The 16,328-nt window shown below is 29.6% G+C and carries 14 protein-coding genes; all 14 read right to left on the reverse strand.

The window, feature by feature from the left end:
- Position 1 precedes the first annotated feature (1 nt).
- Positions 2 to 1,111, reverse strand: a complete 1,110-nt coding sequence (locus JHE06_RS07960) for a polysaccharide biosynthesis C-terminal domain-containing protein (RefSeq protein ID WP_201088444.1) — start codon at positions 1,109 to 1,111, stop codon at positions 2 to 4.
- Entirely contained in the window at positions 1,086 to 2,132 is a 1,047-nt protein-coding gene (locus JHE06_RS07965) for a polysaccharide biosynthesis protein (RefSeq protein WP_201088445.1), read from the reverse strand. The genes JHE06_RS07960 and JHE06_RS07965 overlap by 26 nt, the downstream gene beginning before the upstream one ends.
- A gap of 220 nt (positions 2,133 to 2,352) precedes the next feature.
- Positions 2,353 to 3,612 (reverse strand): hypothetical protein, encoded by a 1,260-nt coding sequence (locus JHE06_RS07970; RefSeq protein ID WP_201088446.1) that lies wholly within the window; start codon positions 3,610 to 3,612, stop codon positions 2,353 to 2,355.
- Positions 3,613 to 3,714: 102 nt separating this feature from the next.
- A complete protein-coding gene (locus JHE06_RS07975; RefSeq protein WP_201088447.1) occupies positions 3,715 to 4,938 on the reverse strand; it encodes a hypothetical protein in 1,224 nt (407 codons plus the stop codon).
- A 962-nt stretch (positions 4,939 to 5,900) separates the two neighbouring features.
- Positions 5,901 to 7,034 (reverse strand): glycosyltransferase family 1 protein, encoded by a 1,134-nt coding sequence (locus tag JHE06_RS07980; protein WP_201088448.1) that lies wholly within the window; start codon positions 7,032 to 7,034, stop codon positions 5,901 to 5,903.
- Between the two features lie 803 nt (positions 7,035 to 7,837).
- Complete coding sequence (locus JHE06_RS12405) at positions 7,838 to 7,978, reverse strand: hypothetical protein (protein ID WP_442861662.1); 141 nt, start codon at positions 7,976 to 7,978, stop codon at positions 7,838 to 7,840.
- A gap of 430 nt (positions 7,979 to 8,408) precedes the next feature.
- Positions 8,409 to 9,419, reverse strand: coding sequence for an NAD-dependent epimerase (locus JHE06_RS07990; RefSeq protein WP_201088450.1), 1,011 nt, complete (start codon positions 9,417 to 9,419; stop codon positions 8,409 to 8,411).
- A gap of 15 nt (positions 9,420 to 9,434) precedes the next feature.
- Positions 9,435 to 10,568: a glycosyltransferase family 4 protein gene (locus JHE06_RS07995; protein WP_201088451.1), complete on the reverse strand. Its 1,134-nt coding sequence runs from the start codon at positions 10,566 to 10,568 to the stop codon at positions 9,435 to 9,437.
- Positions 10,568 to 11,455 (reverse strand): NAD-dependent epimerase/dehydratase family protein, encoded by an 888-nt coding sequence (locus tag JHE06_RS08000; protein ID WP_201088452.1) that lies wholly within the window; start codon positions 11,453 to 11,455, stop codon positions 10,568 to 10,570. The genes JHE06_RS07995 and JHE06_RS08000 overlap by 1 nt, the downstream gene beginning before the upstream one ends.
- Entirely contained in the window at positions 11,448 to 12,071 is a 624-nt protein-coding gene (locus tag JHE06_RS08005; protein ID WP_201088453.1) for a sugar transferase, read from the reverse strand. The genes JHE06_RS08000 and JHE06_RS08005 overlap by 8 nt, the downstream gene beginning before the upstream one ends.
- Positions 12,040 to 13,920 (reverse strand): polysaccharide biosynthesis protein, encoded by a 1,881-nt coding sequence (locus JHE06_RS08010; protein ID WP_201088454.1) that lies wholly within the window; start codon positions 13,918 to 13,920, stop codon positions 12,040 to 12,042. The genes JHE06_RS08005 and JHE06_RS08010 overlap by 32 nt, the downstream gene beginning before the upstream one ends.
- 20 nt (positions 13,921 to 13,940) lie before the next feature.
- Positions 13,941 to 14,705 carry a tyrosine-protein phosphatase gene (locus JHE06_RS08015; RefSeq protein WP_201088455.1) on the reverse strand — a complete coding sequence of 255 codons (765 nt, stop codon included), beginning with the start codon at positions 14,703 to 14,705 and terminating at the stop codon, positions 13,941 to 13,943.
- A gap of 5 nt (positions 14,706 to 14,710) precedes the next feature.
- Entirely contained in the window at positions 14,711 to 15,415 is a 705-nt protein-coding gene (locus JHE06_RS08020) for a CpsD/CapB family tyrosine-protein kinase (protein ID WP_201088456.1), read from the reverse strand.
- Between the two features lie 13 nt (positions 15,416 to 15,428).
- On the reverse strand, positions 15,429 to 16,166 hold the full coding sequence (locus JHE06_RS08025; protein WP_201088457.1) for a YveK family protein: 738 nt from the start codon (positions 16,164 to 16,166) through the stop codon (positions 15,429 to 15,431).
- Positions 16,167 to 16,328: the final 162 nt, after the last annotated feature.

Raw genomic sequence — 16,328 nt, forward strand, 5'->3', positions numbered from 1 at the left:
ATTAAACCTCCACATAATAAGTATCAGGATTATCTTGGTCAAATAGTTCATTTGCCCACATTATTGTAACTAAATCTGTATTTCCAGTATTGACAATTGAATGTGTATAACCAGTTGGTATATCTACTACTTTAAATTTCTCTCCACTAACATTATATTCAATAACTTTTGTTGTATCCTTGTTTCTAAACCTTATTTGACCCTTTCCACTAACTACTAAAAACTTTTCATTTTTAGTATGATGCCAATGATTGCCTTTTGTAATTCCTGGCTTTGAAACATTAACTGAAACCTGACCTCTATCAGGAGTTTTTAAAAATTCTGTAAAAGAACCGCGTTGATCAACATTCATTTTTAACTCATAAGAAAATTCATTTTCCGGCAAAAAACTTAAATAAGTACTATATAATTTTTTAGTTAATTCATTTTCCATATTAGGAACCATTAAATCATTGCGGCTTTCTTTGAAACTTTTAATTATTTTAGCAAGAATTCCTAAAGTAATTTGATATTCTCTAGCTATTTTGAAAATTTTTTCTTCAACAATTATTGGATTATTTAAAATAGAAGTAAGTTCTTTTATTACATCATCAATATAACAAAGGATTAATTGCGTATCTGGATTATGAACTTGTATATCAATATCTCTTGCTACATTGTAACAATAGGTTGCTACTACAGTATTATAATTTGGTTTACTCCATTTCCCAAAAACATTTGGTAACCGATACACGTAAATTTTAGTTCCTGTTTGTTGTTCGTAATCAAACATTAATTCTTCAGCAGCTCGTTTACTTTCACCATAAGGATTATCCTGTTCAGCTTGTATAGAGGAAGTAATCAAAACAGGAGCTTTATTATTACTTTTCTTCAAAAAATTAAGTAGTTGAGAAGTCAAATTGGCATTACCTTCCATAAACTCTTCTTCTTTTTCCGGTCTATTTATTCCAGCCAGATGAAATACAAAATCACATTCCTTAGTATATTTTTCTAACAAACTCCAGTCATCATCTCTATTAAAATGAAGTATATCTTTATATTCTAAATTATTTAATTCAGCTACTAAATTTTTACCTATGAATCCTTTAGATCCTGTTACTAGTATTTTCACTATAAATCCCCCACTTAACTAATTCATCTTGGATATAGTCTAATTTTAATAGTTTTTCAATCAGTTCATCTACTGAAAGTTGATGAGTGTTATCCGAGTTGTATTCATCAATATGTACAGCTTCTGTATTTCCTTCTTCAAAAAACTTGCTATAATTTAAATCTCGTTTATCTGAAGGAACGCGATAAAAACCTCCCATATCAACGGCATGTGCAGCTTCTTCTTTTGTTAACAAAGACTCATACATTTTCTCACCATGTCTAATTCCGATGACTTCAACAGGTACATTTGTTTTGAATATCTTTTGTAAGGCTTCGACTAAAGTATTGATTGTACTTGCTGGTGCTTTTTGTACCATAATATCTCCCTGTACTGCGTTCTGAAAAGCAAATACAACTAAATCAACAGCTTCTTCCAAGCTCATCATAAAACGTGTCATGCTACCTTCAGTAACTGTAAGTGGTTTACCCGTTTTTAGTTGTTCAATAAATAAGGGGATCACACTACCGCGTGAAGCCATAACGTTTCCATATCTTGTACCACATATTAAAGTTTGTTCTGAATCTACATTACGAGATTTAGCAACAAAAACTTTTTCCATCATTGCTTTAGACGTTCCCATTGCATTAATAGGGTATGCTGCTTTGTCTGTAGATAAACAAATCACTTTTTTTACGCCTGCTTCTATAGCTGCATTAAGTACATTATCTGTGCCAATGACATTTGTTTTCACAGCTTCCATTGGGAAAAATTCACAGGAAGGAACTTGCTTCAGTGCAGCAGAGTGAAATACATAGTCTACATTGTACATAGCATTTCGCACACTATTTGCATCTCTAACATCTCCAATAAAATATTTGATTTTTGGATTGTCATATTTTTTCCGCATATCATCTTGTTTTTTTTCATCTCTTGAAAAAATACGTATTTCCTTAATACCACTGTCAAGGAATCCTTTAAGAACAGCGTTACCAAAAGAACCTGTACCGCCCGTTATTAACAATACTTTACCATTGAACATCTAGTTCATCTCCTGTTTTTTATTAAAAATATTTAATATTAATTGATTATACTTAAAATTAATAAAATATCTATTTTCTTATTTCCACTTCTATTACTTATAAAATATCCAATAATTTTTAAAAAAAGAGAGTTCTATTTATTTTTAAATACTTAATTAAAGAATTTACGCTTACAATAAAAGAAAAAATTATAAAACTAAATAATTATATGGCAAATAATTAAATTTTCAAAAAATCATCAATTCTTTCCGATGTGAAATCAGGAGTATTTAAACTAAATAATTCCTTAATTTCATTAAAAGAAATTGTTTTGCTTACATTTTTCTCTATAAAATTACTGACTAACTTATTTACATTTTTAACGTTTTTATAATCTTCTTTTATACATAAAGCCAGCGGATACTTTAATAGGTATTCTAAACTAGAATCATTATCATCTTTATAAAAATGTATTATTGGCTTCCCAAAAGAAATATACTCAAAAATCTTTGATGGAACCATCTCAGTACCTCGATTTCCAATACTAATTAAGATATCTGATTCATTCATAGCATTTAAAGAGCTTTCGGCACTTACTTTTCCATGAGATTGAATCTGATTATTCGTTTTATTTTGGAATTCCGTTAACATGGATTCACAGTTTCCTCTACTATAAAAATGTAAATTTATATTATCATTTCTTTTTGATAATATATCGCATACAAATTTAGGATTGCGCATATTTTTATCTAAAGTACCAGTATAAACACAGTTTATTTTTTCTTTATTAAATTTCATTTCATCTTTATTTTTAATTATTATTTTTCTTACTAAAGGAATACCTAAATATATTATTTTTTTTCTAAATTCATCATACCTTTTTGCTTGATGGTGTTTTTCTAGAAATTTCATATTAATTATCATATCTAAATTAATATAAAATCTTTTTTCCCAATTCCAACCTGCTTTTTTAATTTTAACATTATTTTTAGCTTGTACATTTGCTGTAAATGAATCTACTACATACAAAATAGTTCTTAAACTAGGATATTTTTTTTTGAGCATTAAAGTTGCGACAGCTGCTTCTATAGGATTATATTGTCCTAACACATTATTTATTTGATTGTAATTACATATTTTTTTTGCCTCATTATAATATCTGTAATTTGCTGTTGGAGATGTCAAGGGATATAATGGGAAAAACATTATTTTTTTTATTCTGTGTATTAATAGTATTGCTTTATATAAAATTTTATTTTTTTTTGATTCTGTATTTTTTTCGTATTTATCTCTAATTCTAAAAAACAACCTTGGTTTTACTCGATGAATGTTTATTCCTTCAAAAACATCTTTTTTCTTATTTTTACCAACTTGAAAACATAACACATGTACTTCGTATCCTTTTTGTAATAAAGAACAAGCTACTTGATGTAAACATATTCCATTAGCTGAAGGATTTGGATAATATAAATCAGTCATTAATAAAATTTTTTTCGTCATATTAGCTCCCTTTCATTTCCTATATATTTTGAATAGATTTATATATTAAAGCAATTGGTTCTTCATTAGATATAACATAATTAATATAGTTTTATCACCATTTTATATTTGTAGATTTTTTTCATTAGAATCATCATATGATATGATTGAAAATGAGAAATACAATAATATGAAATTTCCAAAAAGTATTTCGGTACCTATATTTAATATTAAAAATATTAAAATTATTATTTTTTGCAAATTATTCCCTTTTTTAAACATATATAATAGTAAAAAAGCTGTTACTAATACCCCTATCAAACCAAAAAAATAAAAGCTTCTTACAAACCCAGGTATATATTCTATTAAATCTATCATTCCTTTTCCGAAAAACAGTTCAACGATACTATTTCCCTTAACGTAATCGAATATATTAATATTACCAAATCTATTAGTAGCTGCTGAACCACCTTGTGATGAAAAAGTTCGATTAATAAAAACGTCAAATACTGCACTATTAAGCAAGAAATATACAAGAATTGGGAATAGAGTTATCAAAATTAATATATATTGTAACTTTTTTCTCTTAGCTTCAAAAGAAATTACTTTTTTTAAAACCCATAGTAACCATAACAATATTACTACAATAATTCCAGTAGATGATTGAGATAAAAGTATAGCAATTGTAACGATTACTCCTGAAAGATGAGATCTTTTTTTTATTTGATTATTGAATGAAAACAAATTAATGCATAAAAATAAAACTCCAAAAACCGCAAAATGAGATGGTTCAGCAAAAAAAGATGATACCCTACTTAGTTTATTTATAGATGCTAAAACAAACATCCTATCAATACTAGTATTAATAGTCTCCATAAATGGCAATACACCAGGCAAATAATACCCAAAAATTTCTAATAGTAAATATTGAATGATTAAATAGACTGAAGAAATCACAGCCACTATTTCAAAAAACTTATGTGCATAATTAATATTAAAATATTGCTTAATAAAAAAAGCAATTGTTATGCAATATAAGAGATAGTGCAATGTATTCCCTATTATTACACCTTGAGTTTGAACTAAGTTATTTACTAAAATAGCATATAACAAGTTCCAAAATATTAATATGCTATAAAAAAACATCGGTTTATATAGTAATTCAGAGACGAGTACATCTTTCTTAATAAAATCAATTAATAAAAATAAAATGATTATCATTAAAAGAAGATCGCCCATAGTAATACCTGGCATAAATGTTGAATAAATCCCTAATATTGGGAATAAAATTAAAATACTAGTAAATATTTTCCCTAAAATTCCTTCTTTTATTATTTTTTCACTCATATAGGATGTTCTCCTTTATTATAAATACTTAGAAATATAAATTAACGTTTAAAAATAAAATTGTCCTGGATTACTCATAGAATTTCATCAACAATCTTTTCTTAATAACACGAAACTATCCATTTTGATAAAATAGAAGCCCAACTTAATTCCCTTATTCTATGATTTTTGATACATTTTTAATACTCGCTCAGTACTAGTTATAGGACATCTATTGTAAGTTTTTAGACTTCAGATGTCACAAAACTACTATCTCCTTATAAATCTCTTTTACGGCATTTGAAGAATCCAATAATTATAAAAATCAGTATACCTAAACTTTTCGAGGTATGTTGATTCTCATAACAAAGCTTCATTCCCAAAAAAACTCGTAAACCATTCAAAAGCATATACATGGATAATAGCCGTTTGTGCTCCATAATGGATGTTAATATATATGTTATCGGTGTTCAAATGTTTAAGAGGGTTTGATAACTAAGTTTCATATTACTTTTTTTATATGTCCTGAAGTTCAATAAAAAGCTTCACTAAGACTTTTATCTAACCAGATAATTTTTCCAAATTTATTTTAATAATTCTGAAATAAAATAAGAATTGGTTGCTTATAAGTTGCCTTCAATTTCATTTGAAATTAGTTTGAAATTTGAATTCTTCCCACAAGCGTTGGGTATAATTATCGTCTTCATAACTGTCAATGTTTTTATGTAACAACTGAAGGGTAATTGCCTTCTTTAGATAATTAAAAAATCGATGATAATAATTGACCTTCCAGAAAAATTCAAGTATATTTATTGAAATTTAAATAAACATTGCATATTTTTGTCATAGAGAACATCTTAATTTTGTACTTCCTTTAATTCTGCCTTAACAGGTTGATTCTCTTTTCCTCACTTTCTATGGGGAATCTTTTTTATAATAATTGTGAGAAAAACATTTAGTGCATTCCCCTTTAAAACTATGACTTATCTATATTGGTATTTCTTTTCTTGATTAACGTTTTGTTCTAAATAAAATTTTTCTATCCATTTAGTAGTTTCAAATATATCATAGCCTCCTAATTTTATTTCTAAAGAGGTATCTCTTCTATTAAAGGTAGAGTATTTTATTATTTCATCTGCCCAATATTCTTTTGTACTTTTTAAGGAAAGATATTTAACTAAATCTGTTAAAATTGCTTCTTTTGGTACCGTATCAGAAATAATACATGGTAAGCTTGCTGCTTGTGCTTCTACTACTACTATACCTAAACCTTCATATAATGAAGGAAAAAGAAATAAATCTATACCTTGCATTATTTCAGTAACATCTGTACGGATACCAGCAAATATTACACAATCTTTTAGACCTAATTCATTAACTTTTTCTTCAATTGATGTCTTCAAATTACCTGTTCCTATTAATAGCAAAACAGCATTTTTATTTTTTTTATAAACTTCTTTAAAAACATCAATTAGAAAAAAATGGTTTTTTTGAAGTTCAAACCTACCGACATGACCTATCACAAATTTATCCTTTATATCGAGTTCATCTCTTATCTTATTTCGAATATTTTGATTATACGTAAAATCCTCTATATTTATAGCATTCTTTAGAACATGAAAGTTATTTTTCTTTATAGCTTTTTCCCCATATAACCATTTCCCCGCATTATACGAACACGCTAAAAGAATGTCTGCTTTAAAACGTAAAGGATAATTTATAAATTTTATTAATCGGCCTTTTTTACCGCTAATATTCGCATTATGAGAATGTGCAATACATATTAAATCAAATTTTTTTGCTTCTGAAAAGTAAATAGAAGAAATTGTATAATAGTGTCCATGAATAATTTTATATTCTGGATGATGCAAAAAGAAATTTTTCCATTTTTTTTTATATTCAAAATAATTTGTCTTTGTTAATTTTGGGAACCTATAAATTTTTCCTCCTAAACAATTAATTTCATCTTCATAATCGCTTTTTTTATTTGTATGAACTATAAAATCAAATTGGATGAGTTTTTTATTTATGTTCCGATAGATATTCATTATAGCAGTTTCAGAACCACCTCTATCTAACCCTCCAAAAACTTGAAGTACCCTGATTGGTTCTTTCATATGTCAACTCCTAGTTATATTTAATTCATGTTGCTATTTTCAAATCACAGTACAAATTCTTGAAATCTCCTTTTTTTCTTAGTCCATGGTATTTAGCTGTTTTCTTCCGAACAATCTTAATATGCCTATTTATAAACACAGAATTGACAAGCGAAAATATTATTTATAATGGTTATCAAAAAGAACTTTTTCCTTTGTGATCTCTCTAAACGTTTCAATTTATTGTTTATTAACTTGGTGAAGTTCTTCTGAAAAATTCTATTTTTTTTTTTTGTTTTGTTAACTTTTTCTTCAACCTAAAAATACAATTTTTTTGAGCTGTTTATATTTTTAGGTTCTAAGCGTAGATAAAACTATTTACTTTTATCTACGCTATAAAAATAAATATGTTATTTTATGATTTTTTAAATCTATCCTGAAGCATTCATACTTTATCAAAAGATAAACTTATATTTTCTACTTTGCTAAAACTAAAGCTTCTTATTTTCACTAGTTCAATTTCAATTTCCTAAACTAATAATTTTTCACCAGAAAATTGAGTTTTTAGGCGCACAAATTCATAAAAGTTATCTATTTTTAAAAAATTAATATAAGTATAAGTCCTATAGCCACTTCAAACGCTGAATACTCTACAACATTTCATGAAAAAAGTTTTTGATAAATACGATATCAACTGTGTTTCAAGAATGTATTTCTTCCAGAATGAATAAGTTTCCTGCTATTTTAAACAAACGAATAATTGAAATTTGGAAACCTTTGATTTCTTTTGTAAAACAAAAGATCCGTGTGAAATTGACGATATTCTAAATAAATAAACTTAACATCATATGAAAATCGTTTTTTTTTAAACCGGAACTATCGGTTTTATCAAAATATAATTTGTTTTTGACTTCCTCAATGTGGTTTTCCATAGTTACTCTTTGAAAGTAGGTTTGGTAGAACATTTCTGTAAATATATTCTCTAACAAATTTTGGCTAGGATGAGTTTATGCTGAGCTAACAAGACATTTTTCCACACACAATTTCAATGAAAAGTTTTCTTATGGACGTGTTCAGCTCTTTTGTTGTTAGATTTTAGATTGTGGAAGGATAATCAATTTCTTTTTCATCTCAGTTCTGATAATTATTTATGAATACAAATTGTTCAACGACTTTTCCAATTTTACGATTCGGTTTCGGTCAAATAACATAAAAATTAATTCTTCACATAGCTTATAAGGATAGTGTATGCGGGTATTATTTCTTGGTAGCGGTTAAAAGGTGGTCGGACAAATTTTGCCACAACATTGGATGTGTACTCATTGCCAGAACGCAGTTCTGTTTTTAAGAAGTATGGATTATCTATAATCTTTAAAATTTAAAAACATTAGTTTTTCAAACATAATATTCCTTATACCATAGAACAAATTTTTCGATTCCTTCTTCAAGAAAAGTCGTATTATTAAATTCTATTGTTTTTTCTAATTCTGAAACATCTGCATATGTTTTCAATACATCACCAGGTTGCATATCTATATAATTTTTTATAGCTTTTTTGCCAAGTTTATCTTCCAAAATAGAGATAAACTCCATTAAAGGGACTGGACTACTATTACCAATATTAAAAATACGATATGGAGCAAAACTAGTACCCTTTGAATCTTCTATTTCATTCCACTTTAGATTTTCTTTGGGAATGTTTAAAAGTAATTTTTCTATCCCTTTAACAATATCATCTATATACGTAAAATCTCTCTCCATTTTACCATGATTATATACGTCAATAGTTTCTCCAGCTATAATTTTATTTGCAAATGAAAAATAAGCCATATCTGGTCTTCCCCATGGACCATAAACTGTAAAAAAGCGTAATCCAGTTGTTGGTATTCCATAAAGATGGCTATATGTATGAGCCATTAATTCATTTGATTTTTTTGTTGCTGCGTAGAGACTGACTGGGTGATCAACGTTATGATTCTCAGAGAAAGGCGCGACTTTATTACCACCATATACTGAACTTGAAGAAGCATATAATAAATGCTTAACAGGATTATGCCGACAAGCTTCTAATATGTTCATAAAACCAATTAAATTTGAATCTACATACGCATCTGGATTAGTAATACTATATCTAACACCAGCCTGAGCAGCTAAGTTAATTACTATATCAAATTCTTCCTCTTCAAAAAGTTTATTAATATTTTGTTTATCTTTTAAATCTATTTTTAAAAATTTAAAGTTTGTTAATTCGTTTAATATTTCAAGACGCCTTTCTTTCAATGTCACATCATAATAATCATTTAAGTTATCAATGCCTATAATTTCAAAATCTTTTTCAGCTAATAAATTTGATAAATGAAAGCCAATAAAACCTGCTGCTCCTGTAACTAATATCTTTTGTGTCATTTTCTTATATTCCTTTCACATCAGTGACTTTTCTTTATTTATTTCAACAGTTACATATGAACGAATCTTATTTATTTCATCCATATAAGCATCTACAACAATTTGTCTATCAAATTCTTGCTCAACTTTTTTTCTTCCAGCAAGCCCCATCTGTTCCTTAGATTTATTTGTTAATTTTATAAATTTTTCTATTTTCGATATCAATTCTTGCGTGTTTTGTTGTTCCACAATATAACCGTTAACACCGTTATTTACAACTTCTCGACACCCTGATCGATTAGTTGTAATAATTGGTCTTCCAGATGCTGAACTTTCTAGTAAAACATTAGATAATCCTTCTGGGTAATAAGTTGGATGAATTGTACAATGAGTTTTTACTATAATATCCCTAACATCACGCACCATGCCATGATAAATAATAACTTTTTCGTTTTCTAACTTTTTTAATCGTTCTTCATAAGTTTCCTCGCAAAAACCACAAACGTGAAATCTAGTATTTGGATATTTTTCTCGAATATATTCTGCCGCTTCTAAATATTGATCTATACCTTTTTCTTTCATAATTCTAGAAATAAATACAAATTCAACTGTATTATCATTAGGATATGGTAGCGGAATGAAGTGATTCAAGTTCACGCCAGATCCTGGAACTAAGCGGTGTTTATCATTCATAATATTATTATCAATAAAAAATTGCATGTTTTCTGTATTTTGAAAAAATACACGATTAATTTTTTTAAATGCAAATTTATATAGAATGATTGAAATTTTTTGTAATATTCCTACTTTTTCAACAGCTGTCCCTAGTCCTGTTATATTAGCAATATAAGGTACATTTAAAGATTTACAAACCATGCCTCCATATATATTGGGCTTGATAGTGTACGAAAGCACCACATCTGGTTTTATATTTTTTATTGTTTTTTTGTAATAATTTATTAGCTTAACTTCTTCTAATATATTAGTACCATGCCTTGAAATAGTTGCTTCAATATATTTACAACCCATATTAACTAATTCATCGATACGTTCTCCATAGGGTGAGGAGATGACTACCTCAAAACCGTCCTTTAGAAGTCTTTCTACTAGTTCTTTTCTGAAATTATATATAACCACATCATGATTCACTAAGATAAGAACTTTTTTCATTAAACCATACGCTCCATTTCAGTTATTTCAGTCGCTTTTATAGATTCTTTCAAATCATTCAATTGATAATTGGATTCATAGAAGCTTAATGAAGGTTCATAAGTTAAACTTCCAAAAACTTTATTTATTATCTTTATTTTTTTACCCAACGTCAGTAATAATGGATTAAGTAACTTAATAAGTTTAATTTTTTTTTCGTTAACTTTTGCAATCGTTTCTACCATCTCAGAAGTTTGTACATAACTTTTATTTTGAGGGAAAAAGATGCCTTGGTCTTCATTGACGATTATCAATCGAATAATCTCTGTTAGATTATCAACATATAACATACTTCTTTGGTTCTCAATATCTGGAAAAACAGGTGAGACCTTTGCAAATTTAGCTAATAAAGGATAGTTTCCTTTTGATCCTTTTCCATAAATCATCGGTGGACGTATGACAACAACATTAAATTCTTCAGTTTGTAAAGGTAAAATCCCTTCTTCTGCTAATAGCTTGCTGTTCCCATAAAAATTAACGGGTTCAGGTATCGTTTCTTTTGTGATGACTTTTGTTTCCCCGATTTTACTGCTTGCTCCATAAACAATCATACTACTCATGAAAATAAATTGACTAACGCCTTCTGCTTTAGCCTTAGTTGCAAGCTCAATCGTTAAATTTGTATTAATTTTGTAATACTGATCTTCTTGATCTGCTTTCGTATCTTGATGAGCTATTCCAGCTACATGAACAACCACATCAAAAGACGAAAAAACTATTTCTTTCCATTTATTATTTCGTACAGATTTTTTTACAACTTCATATTTTTCAGGTTCTTTATTTAACCACTCTGCTAATTGATTTCCGACATAACTATTTACCCCTGTTATTAGTACTTTTTTAGTCATTCTTCGTTGCCTCGCGATTCCCTAATGATCCTGTTCCACCTTCAACAACTCCATCATAATTCACAACACTTATAATTGTGCCAATAAAACACTTTACATCAAATAGAAAACTCATATTTTTTATATATTCTCCATCTAACGCCGCTTTCTTTTGTATAGGGAGCTCATCTCGTCCATTAATTTGGGCCCAACCCGTTAATCCTGGATAGATGTCATTAGCGTAATAAATATCTCTTTCTTCTATCAAATCATATTGATTCCATAAGGCAGGTCTTGGACCAATGATACTCATTTCACCTTTTAGGATATTAATCAGTTGAGGTAATTCATCCAAGCTAGTCTTTCTTAAAAGCTTTCCAACTTTCGTAATAAAAAAGCTAGGATTCTTCAATAAATGAGTCGGTTCATCATTTGGCGTGTCTACTTTCATTGTTCTGAATTTATAAATATTGAATAGTTCTTTATCTTTTCCAACTCTTTTTTGTTTAAAAAAAATAGGACCTTTTGAATCTACTTTAATCGCTACAATAATAAATAAAAGCATAGGAGATAAAATGATTAGACCGAGTAGTGCCAATACGACATCAATAACTCGTTTGAACATTTTCCGGTACATCAGTATAAACTCCTTTCTCTTCTTGGATACTCTGAACAGCATTTTCTAGTTTTTCATTTGCAAATCCAATCAAACGCTCTTTTAGTTTCTTACTATTGCATTCATCTAATGTATGAACAAATTCCATAACACTAGATAATGGCATATCAGTTACTTTCCCAACAAATATTTTTTCATATACTTGCTCTTCTGTTTGTTCACTATCAACAAGCAATTCTTCATAAAGTTTTTCTCCAGGTCGAATGCCCGTTTCCTTAATTTGAATCTCTGCTTCAGTAAATCCGCTAAGCTTAACAACTTTTTTAGCTAAATCGTAAATTTTAACCGGTTCTCCCATATCAAGAATAAAAATTTCTCCACCTTGTGCTAATGCTCCAGCCTGAAGAACTAATCGACTGGCTTCAGGAATAGTCATAAAATAGCGCGTCATCCGAAAATCAGTGACAGTAACTGGTCCCCCACTTTTAATTTGTTCTTTAAATAACGGTACAACACTACCTCTGCTACCTAAGACATTTCCAAAACGAACCGCTGCAAATTTTGTTCCTCCTGGTTCGTTTAAACCTGTAACTATCATTTCAGCTATGCGTTTAGTAGCTCCCATGACATTTGGTGGATTGACCGCTTTATCAGTTGATATCATTACAAAACTTCCAACACCAACAGCTTTAGCTGCTTCAGCCATATTTTTAGTACCATAAATATTATTTTTAACCGCTTCACGTGGATTATATTCCATCATCGGTACATGTTTATGTGCTGCCGCATGATAGACTCGATCTGGTTTATGCTCTTCCATTACTTGGAAAATACGATCTCGATCTTGAATATCTGCAATCACTGGAACAATTTCAATCTTATTTTTATAGAAATTATTTAATTCTTTATCAATTAAATAAATGGAATTTTCTCCATGGCCTAATAAGATTAACTTAGCGGGTGAAAATTTAGCAATTTGACGACAAATCTCAGAACCAATTGATCCGCCTGCACCACTGACTAATATTGTTTTACCAGTTAATTTGATAGATATTTGTTGCATATCTAATCGAACTTCATCTCGCCCTAGTAAATCTACTACATCAATTTCTCTAAATTGACTAACTGATAATTTACCTTCTAACACATCTTCAATCGATGGCATCTGATTGACTTCAACGTCTACTTCATTGCATAAATCTAAAATACGTTCATATTCATTAGGAGCTAGTGATGGAATAGCAATCGTAATTTGTTCAACTTGGTGTTTTTTTACTAAGTCAGGGATATCTTCGATTTGTCCCAGAACAGGGATATCATATAGTAACATCTTTTGTTTTGAACTTTCATCATCAACAATGCCTATTACTTTCACATCACTAATATCGCGTTTTAAGCTACGGATAAATACACTTCCACCATTGCCAGCTCCAACAATCAACGTGCGTACTTGTTTTTCTATTGAACGCCCATGTATTTTGCGATAATGGTGTTCGTTATAAATCCGCCACAAGACTCGGCTTCCCGCAATCCCAGAGAGCGAGAATATGTACGTTAATAAAACAAAACGGAAACTCACAACTTGCATCAACGCTACCGAGATTAACGCAGCAAGCAAAAACGCTACCGTGACACAAATCGCAATTGCCATAGCTTCACGAATGCTGGTATAACGGTTAATTTTTGAAAACAACTTGAAATACGCTGCTAAAGTCAAATAAAGAACTAAACTCATTCCAACAGTTAAGAGAAATGAGCGTACTGGTAACCCTATATAGGGATCTAAAAAAATATAAGCGAAAAGACTTGAAACAATAATGGCGACACTGTCGTACCCAACTAGTATAATTTTTTTCGTTTTTCTACTCATTTTCCGTTTCACTCCTCCTTTTAAAATAATCCTAAGAATTTAGAGACCTTAACCTCTTTAGGCGGATTTGTGACAATAATTTCTCCATTGTTTAAGTCTTTTGTGGTTTGTTTAAATTGTTGAACTTTTTTCTTATCAAATTCTTTCTCAAGCTTTTCATACGCTTCTTTCAAATGGAAAGTTCTTGATTGGAGATTATGAGCGTCAGAAGCAATAATATGTACTAAACCGGCAACAATCAACTGTCTGCTAATTTTTTGATTTTTTTTCCCAAAAGTTCCCACATAACTTCCAGCAGTCAATTGAGCCAATGCTCCTTTTTCAATAAGAGCCAGCATCTTATTAGGATCATTTAAAATAGCACGATTGCGTTCAGGATAAACGATGACTGGAGTGATTCCTTTTGTTTGTATATTAAAAAATAAAGAGTCCATAAAAGCGGGGATTGTCGCTGTCGGGAACTCAATCAAGAAATCTTGGTTGAGTTCATCAATAAATTGAATTTTATTTTCTTGGATATCTTCCATCATTTCTTCTATCTTACGAATCTCTTGCCTTGGAAAGATAATTAACGGGATATCACGATCATTTAATTCATTTTGATGATTTTCTACATCTCTTAGTATATCTGTTTTTTCATTATCCCAACGTACATTTTTATAGTGTGGCATTGCTAAGATATGAGTAATACCTTCAGCAACAGCCGCATAAGCCATTGCTAAAGAATAATTCATTGTTTTTACACCATCGTCGATGCCGTGAATATGACAATGCAAATCAATCATCTGATTTACTCCTTCTCTCCATAGTAATAATAATAGTTATCGGCAGACATTTCTACACGATTAAAAATCGCACCAATCACATTGGCATGCACTTTATCTAATAAATCTTTTGATTTTAATACCATATCTTTATTGGTCAAGCCTTTAGGAATAACAAAAATAGTACCATCTACTTTACTAGCCATAACTTGCGCATCTGTTACCGCTACTACTGGAGTCATATCAAAGATAATCAAATCAAAAAGCTGCTCTAGTTCATTCATTAATTTATCCATCCGTTTCGAAGCCAATAGTTCGGATGGATTTGGCGGGATAACTCCGCTCGTGATAATAAATAGTCCTTCAGTAGAAACTCTATGTGCAATGTCGCTTATCTGCACATCTTTTTCTGTCAATAAAGTAGTCAATCCATCATGATTAGGCAAACGGAACGTTTTATGAACAGTTGGTTTGCGCATATCTGCATCGACCAATAACACTTTTTTCCCTTGAGAAGCAAAGGCTACTGCTAAATTAGCAGATATAGTAGATTTACCAGCACCAGGACCAGCAGATGTAACTCCCACTGTTTTTAAATCTTGATCCACCATAGAAAATTGGATATTCGTACGAATCGTTCTGAATTGCTCTGCGATAACAGAACTTGGTCTGGTTAATGTAATCAAACTAGGACGTTCACCATTAACTTCTTTTATTTTCTTTTTAAACATCTCTTTCACCTCTTTATACTCTACTTTGAGCTCTTCTAGAATTTACTTGCTTGGTAGTTTCAACTTTTGACGTTAATTCAGCAGAAGACATTTCAGAAACACTACCTAAACTGGTCCAACCTAAATCGTTGATAATGAATTGTTCATCACGAACAGTCGTGTCCATAAATTCAAGCAAGAAAGCTGTACCAACACCTAACATTAAACCAATTAATAATCCAATCACTAAATTCAGAGGATTATTTGGTGAAATCTGATTGTTATTTGGAATAGCTTCAGAAATAATCGTGACATTATCAACATTCATAATATTGCCAATTTCATTTTGAAAAGTCGTTGCTACTTCATTAGCTATTTCAGCAGCTAAAAATGGATTTTCATCCGTCACAGTTAAAGAGAATACTTGGGAATTATCTTGTGTTCCAATTTCTATTTTTTCTGACAATTGTCCCGTAGTTAGGTCCCCTTTTAACTTATCACTTACCTCATTTAAAATAACCGGTCCTTTAATGATATCTTTATATGTATTGATCATTTGAACGTTTGTATTGATATCATTCAGTTGCATACCTTCAGCTGATTCTGTTGTACGATTGACTAATATTTGAGTAGTTGAATTGTATTTAGGTGTGGCAATAAAAAAAGTAAATACCGCTGCCAAAATTAAGACCACTAATCCTAAACTAACGATCATTGCCATTCTTTTTTTCAGAATACCAAATAACTCCGATAAACTAATCTCTTCTTCCATGATTTCCTCCTACGCTTACTTTATTAATTTCAATATAAATTTTAACACTTTTATAGTATAACATAATACCAGTAATATTCGAATGCTTTTTAATATAATCATTTTTCTATCTAATGATTATATTAAAAAAGCATAATTTGAAATTTCTAACTATGCTTTTTT

The sequence above is a fragment of the Carnobacterium sp. CS13 genome, from assembly GCF_016653495.1.
Lineage (GTDB): Bacteria > Bacillota > Bacilli > Lactobacillales > Carnobacteriaceae > Carnobacterium_A > Carnobacterium_A antarcticum.

Coding starts and splice junctions, on each gene's coding strand:
- JHE06_RS07965 (WP_201088445.1), bottom strand. CDS start 2,132: ATGTTCAATGGTAAAGTATTGTTAATAACGGGCGGTACAGGTTCTTTT.
- JHE06_RS07970 (WP_201088446.1), bottom strand. CDS start 3,612: ATGACGAAAAAAATTTTATTAATGACTGATTTATATTATCCAAATCCT.
- JHE06_RS07975 (WP_201088447.1), bottom strand. CDS start 4,938: ATGAGTGAAAAAATAATAAAAGAAGGAATTTTAGGGAAAATATTTACT.
- JHE06_RS07980 (WP_201088448.1), bottom strand. CDS start 7,034: ATGAAAGAACCAATCAGGGTACTTCAAGTTTTTGGAGGGTTAGATAGA.
- JHE06_RS12405 (WP_442861662.1), bottom strand. CDS start 7,978: ATGTTCTACCAAACCTACTTTCAAAGAGTAACTATGGAAAACCACATT.
- JHE06_RS07990 (WP_201088450.1), bottom strand. CDS start 9,419: ATGACACAAAAGATATTAGTTACAGGAGCAGCAGGTTTTATTGGCTTT.
- JHE06_RS07995 (WP_201088451.1), bottom strand. CDS start 10,568: ATGAAAAAAGTTCTTATCTTAGTGAATCATGATGTGGTTATATATAAT.
- JHE06_RS08000 (WP_201088452.1), bottom strand. CDS start 11,455: ATGACTAAAAAAGTACTAATAACAGGGGTAAATAGTTATGTCGGAAAT.
- JHE06_RS08005 (WP_201088453.1), bottom strand. CDS start 12,071: ATGTACCGGAAAATGTTCAAACGAGTTATTGATGTCGTATTGGCACTA.
- JHE06_RS08010 (WP_201088454.1), bottom strand. CDS start 13,920: ATGAGTAGAAAAACGAAAAAAATTATACTAGTTGGGTACGACAGTGTC.
- JHE06_RS08015 (WP_201088455.1), bottom strand. CDS start 14,705: ATGATTGATTTGCATTGTCATATTCACGGCATCGACGATGGTGTAAAA.
- JHE06_RS08020 (WP_201088456.1), bottom strand. CDS start 15,415: ATGTTTAAAAAGAAAATAAAAGAAGTTAATGGTGAACGTCCTAGTTTG.
- JHE06_RS08025 (WP_201088457.1), bottom strand. CDS start 16,166: ATGGAAGAAGAGATTAGTTTATCGGAGTTATTTGGTATTCTGAAAAAA.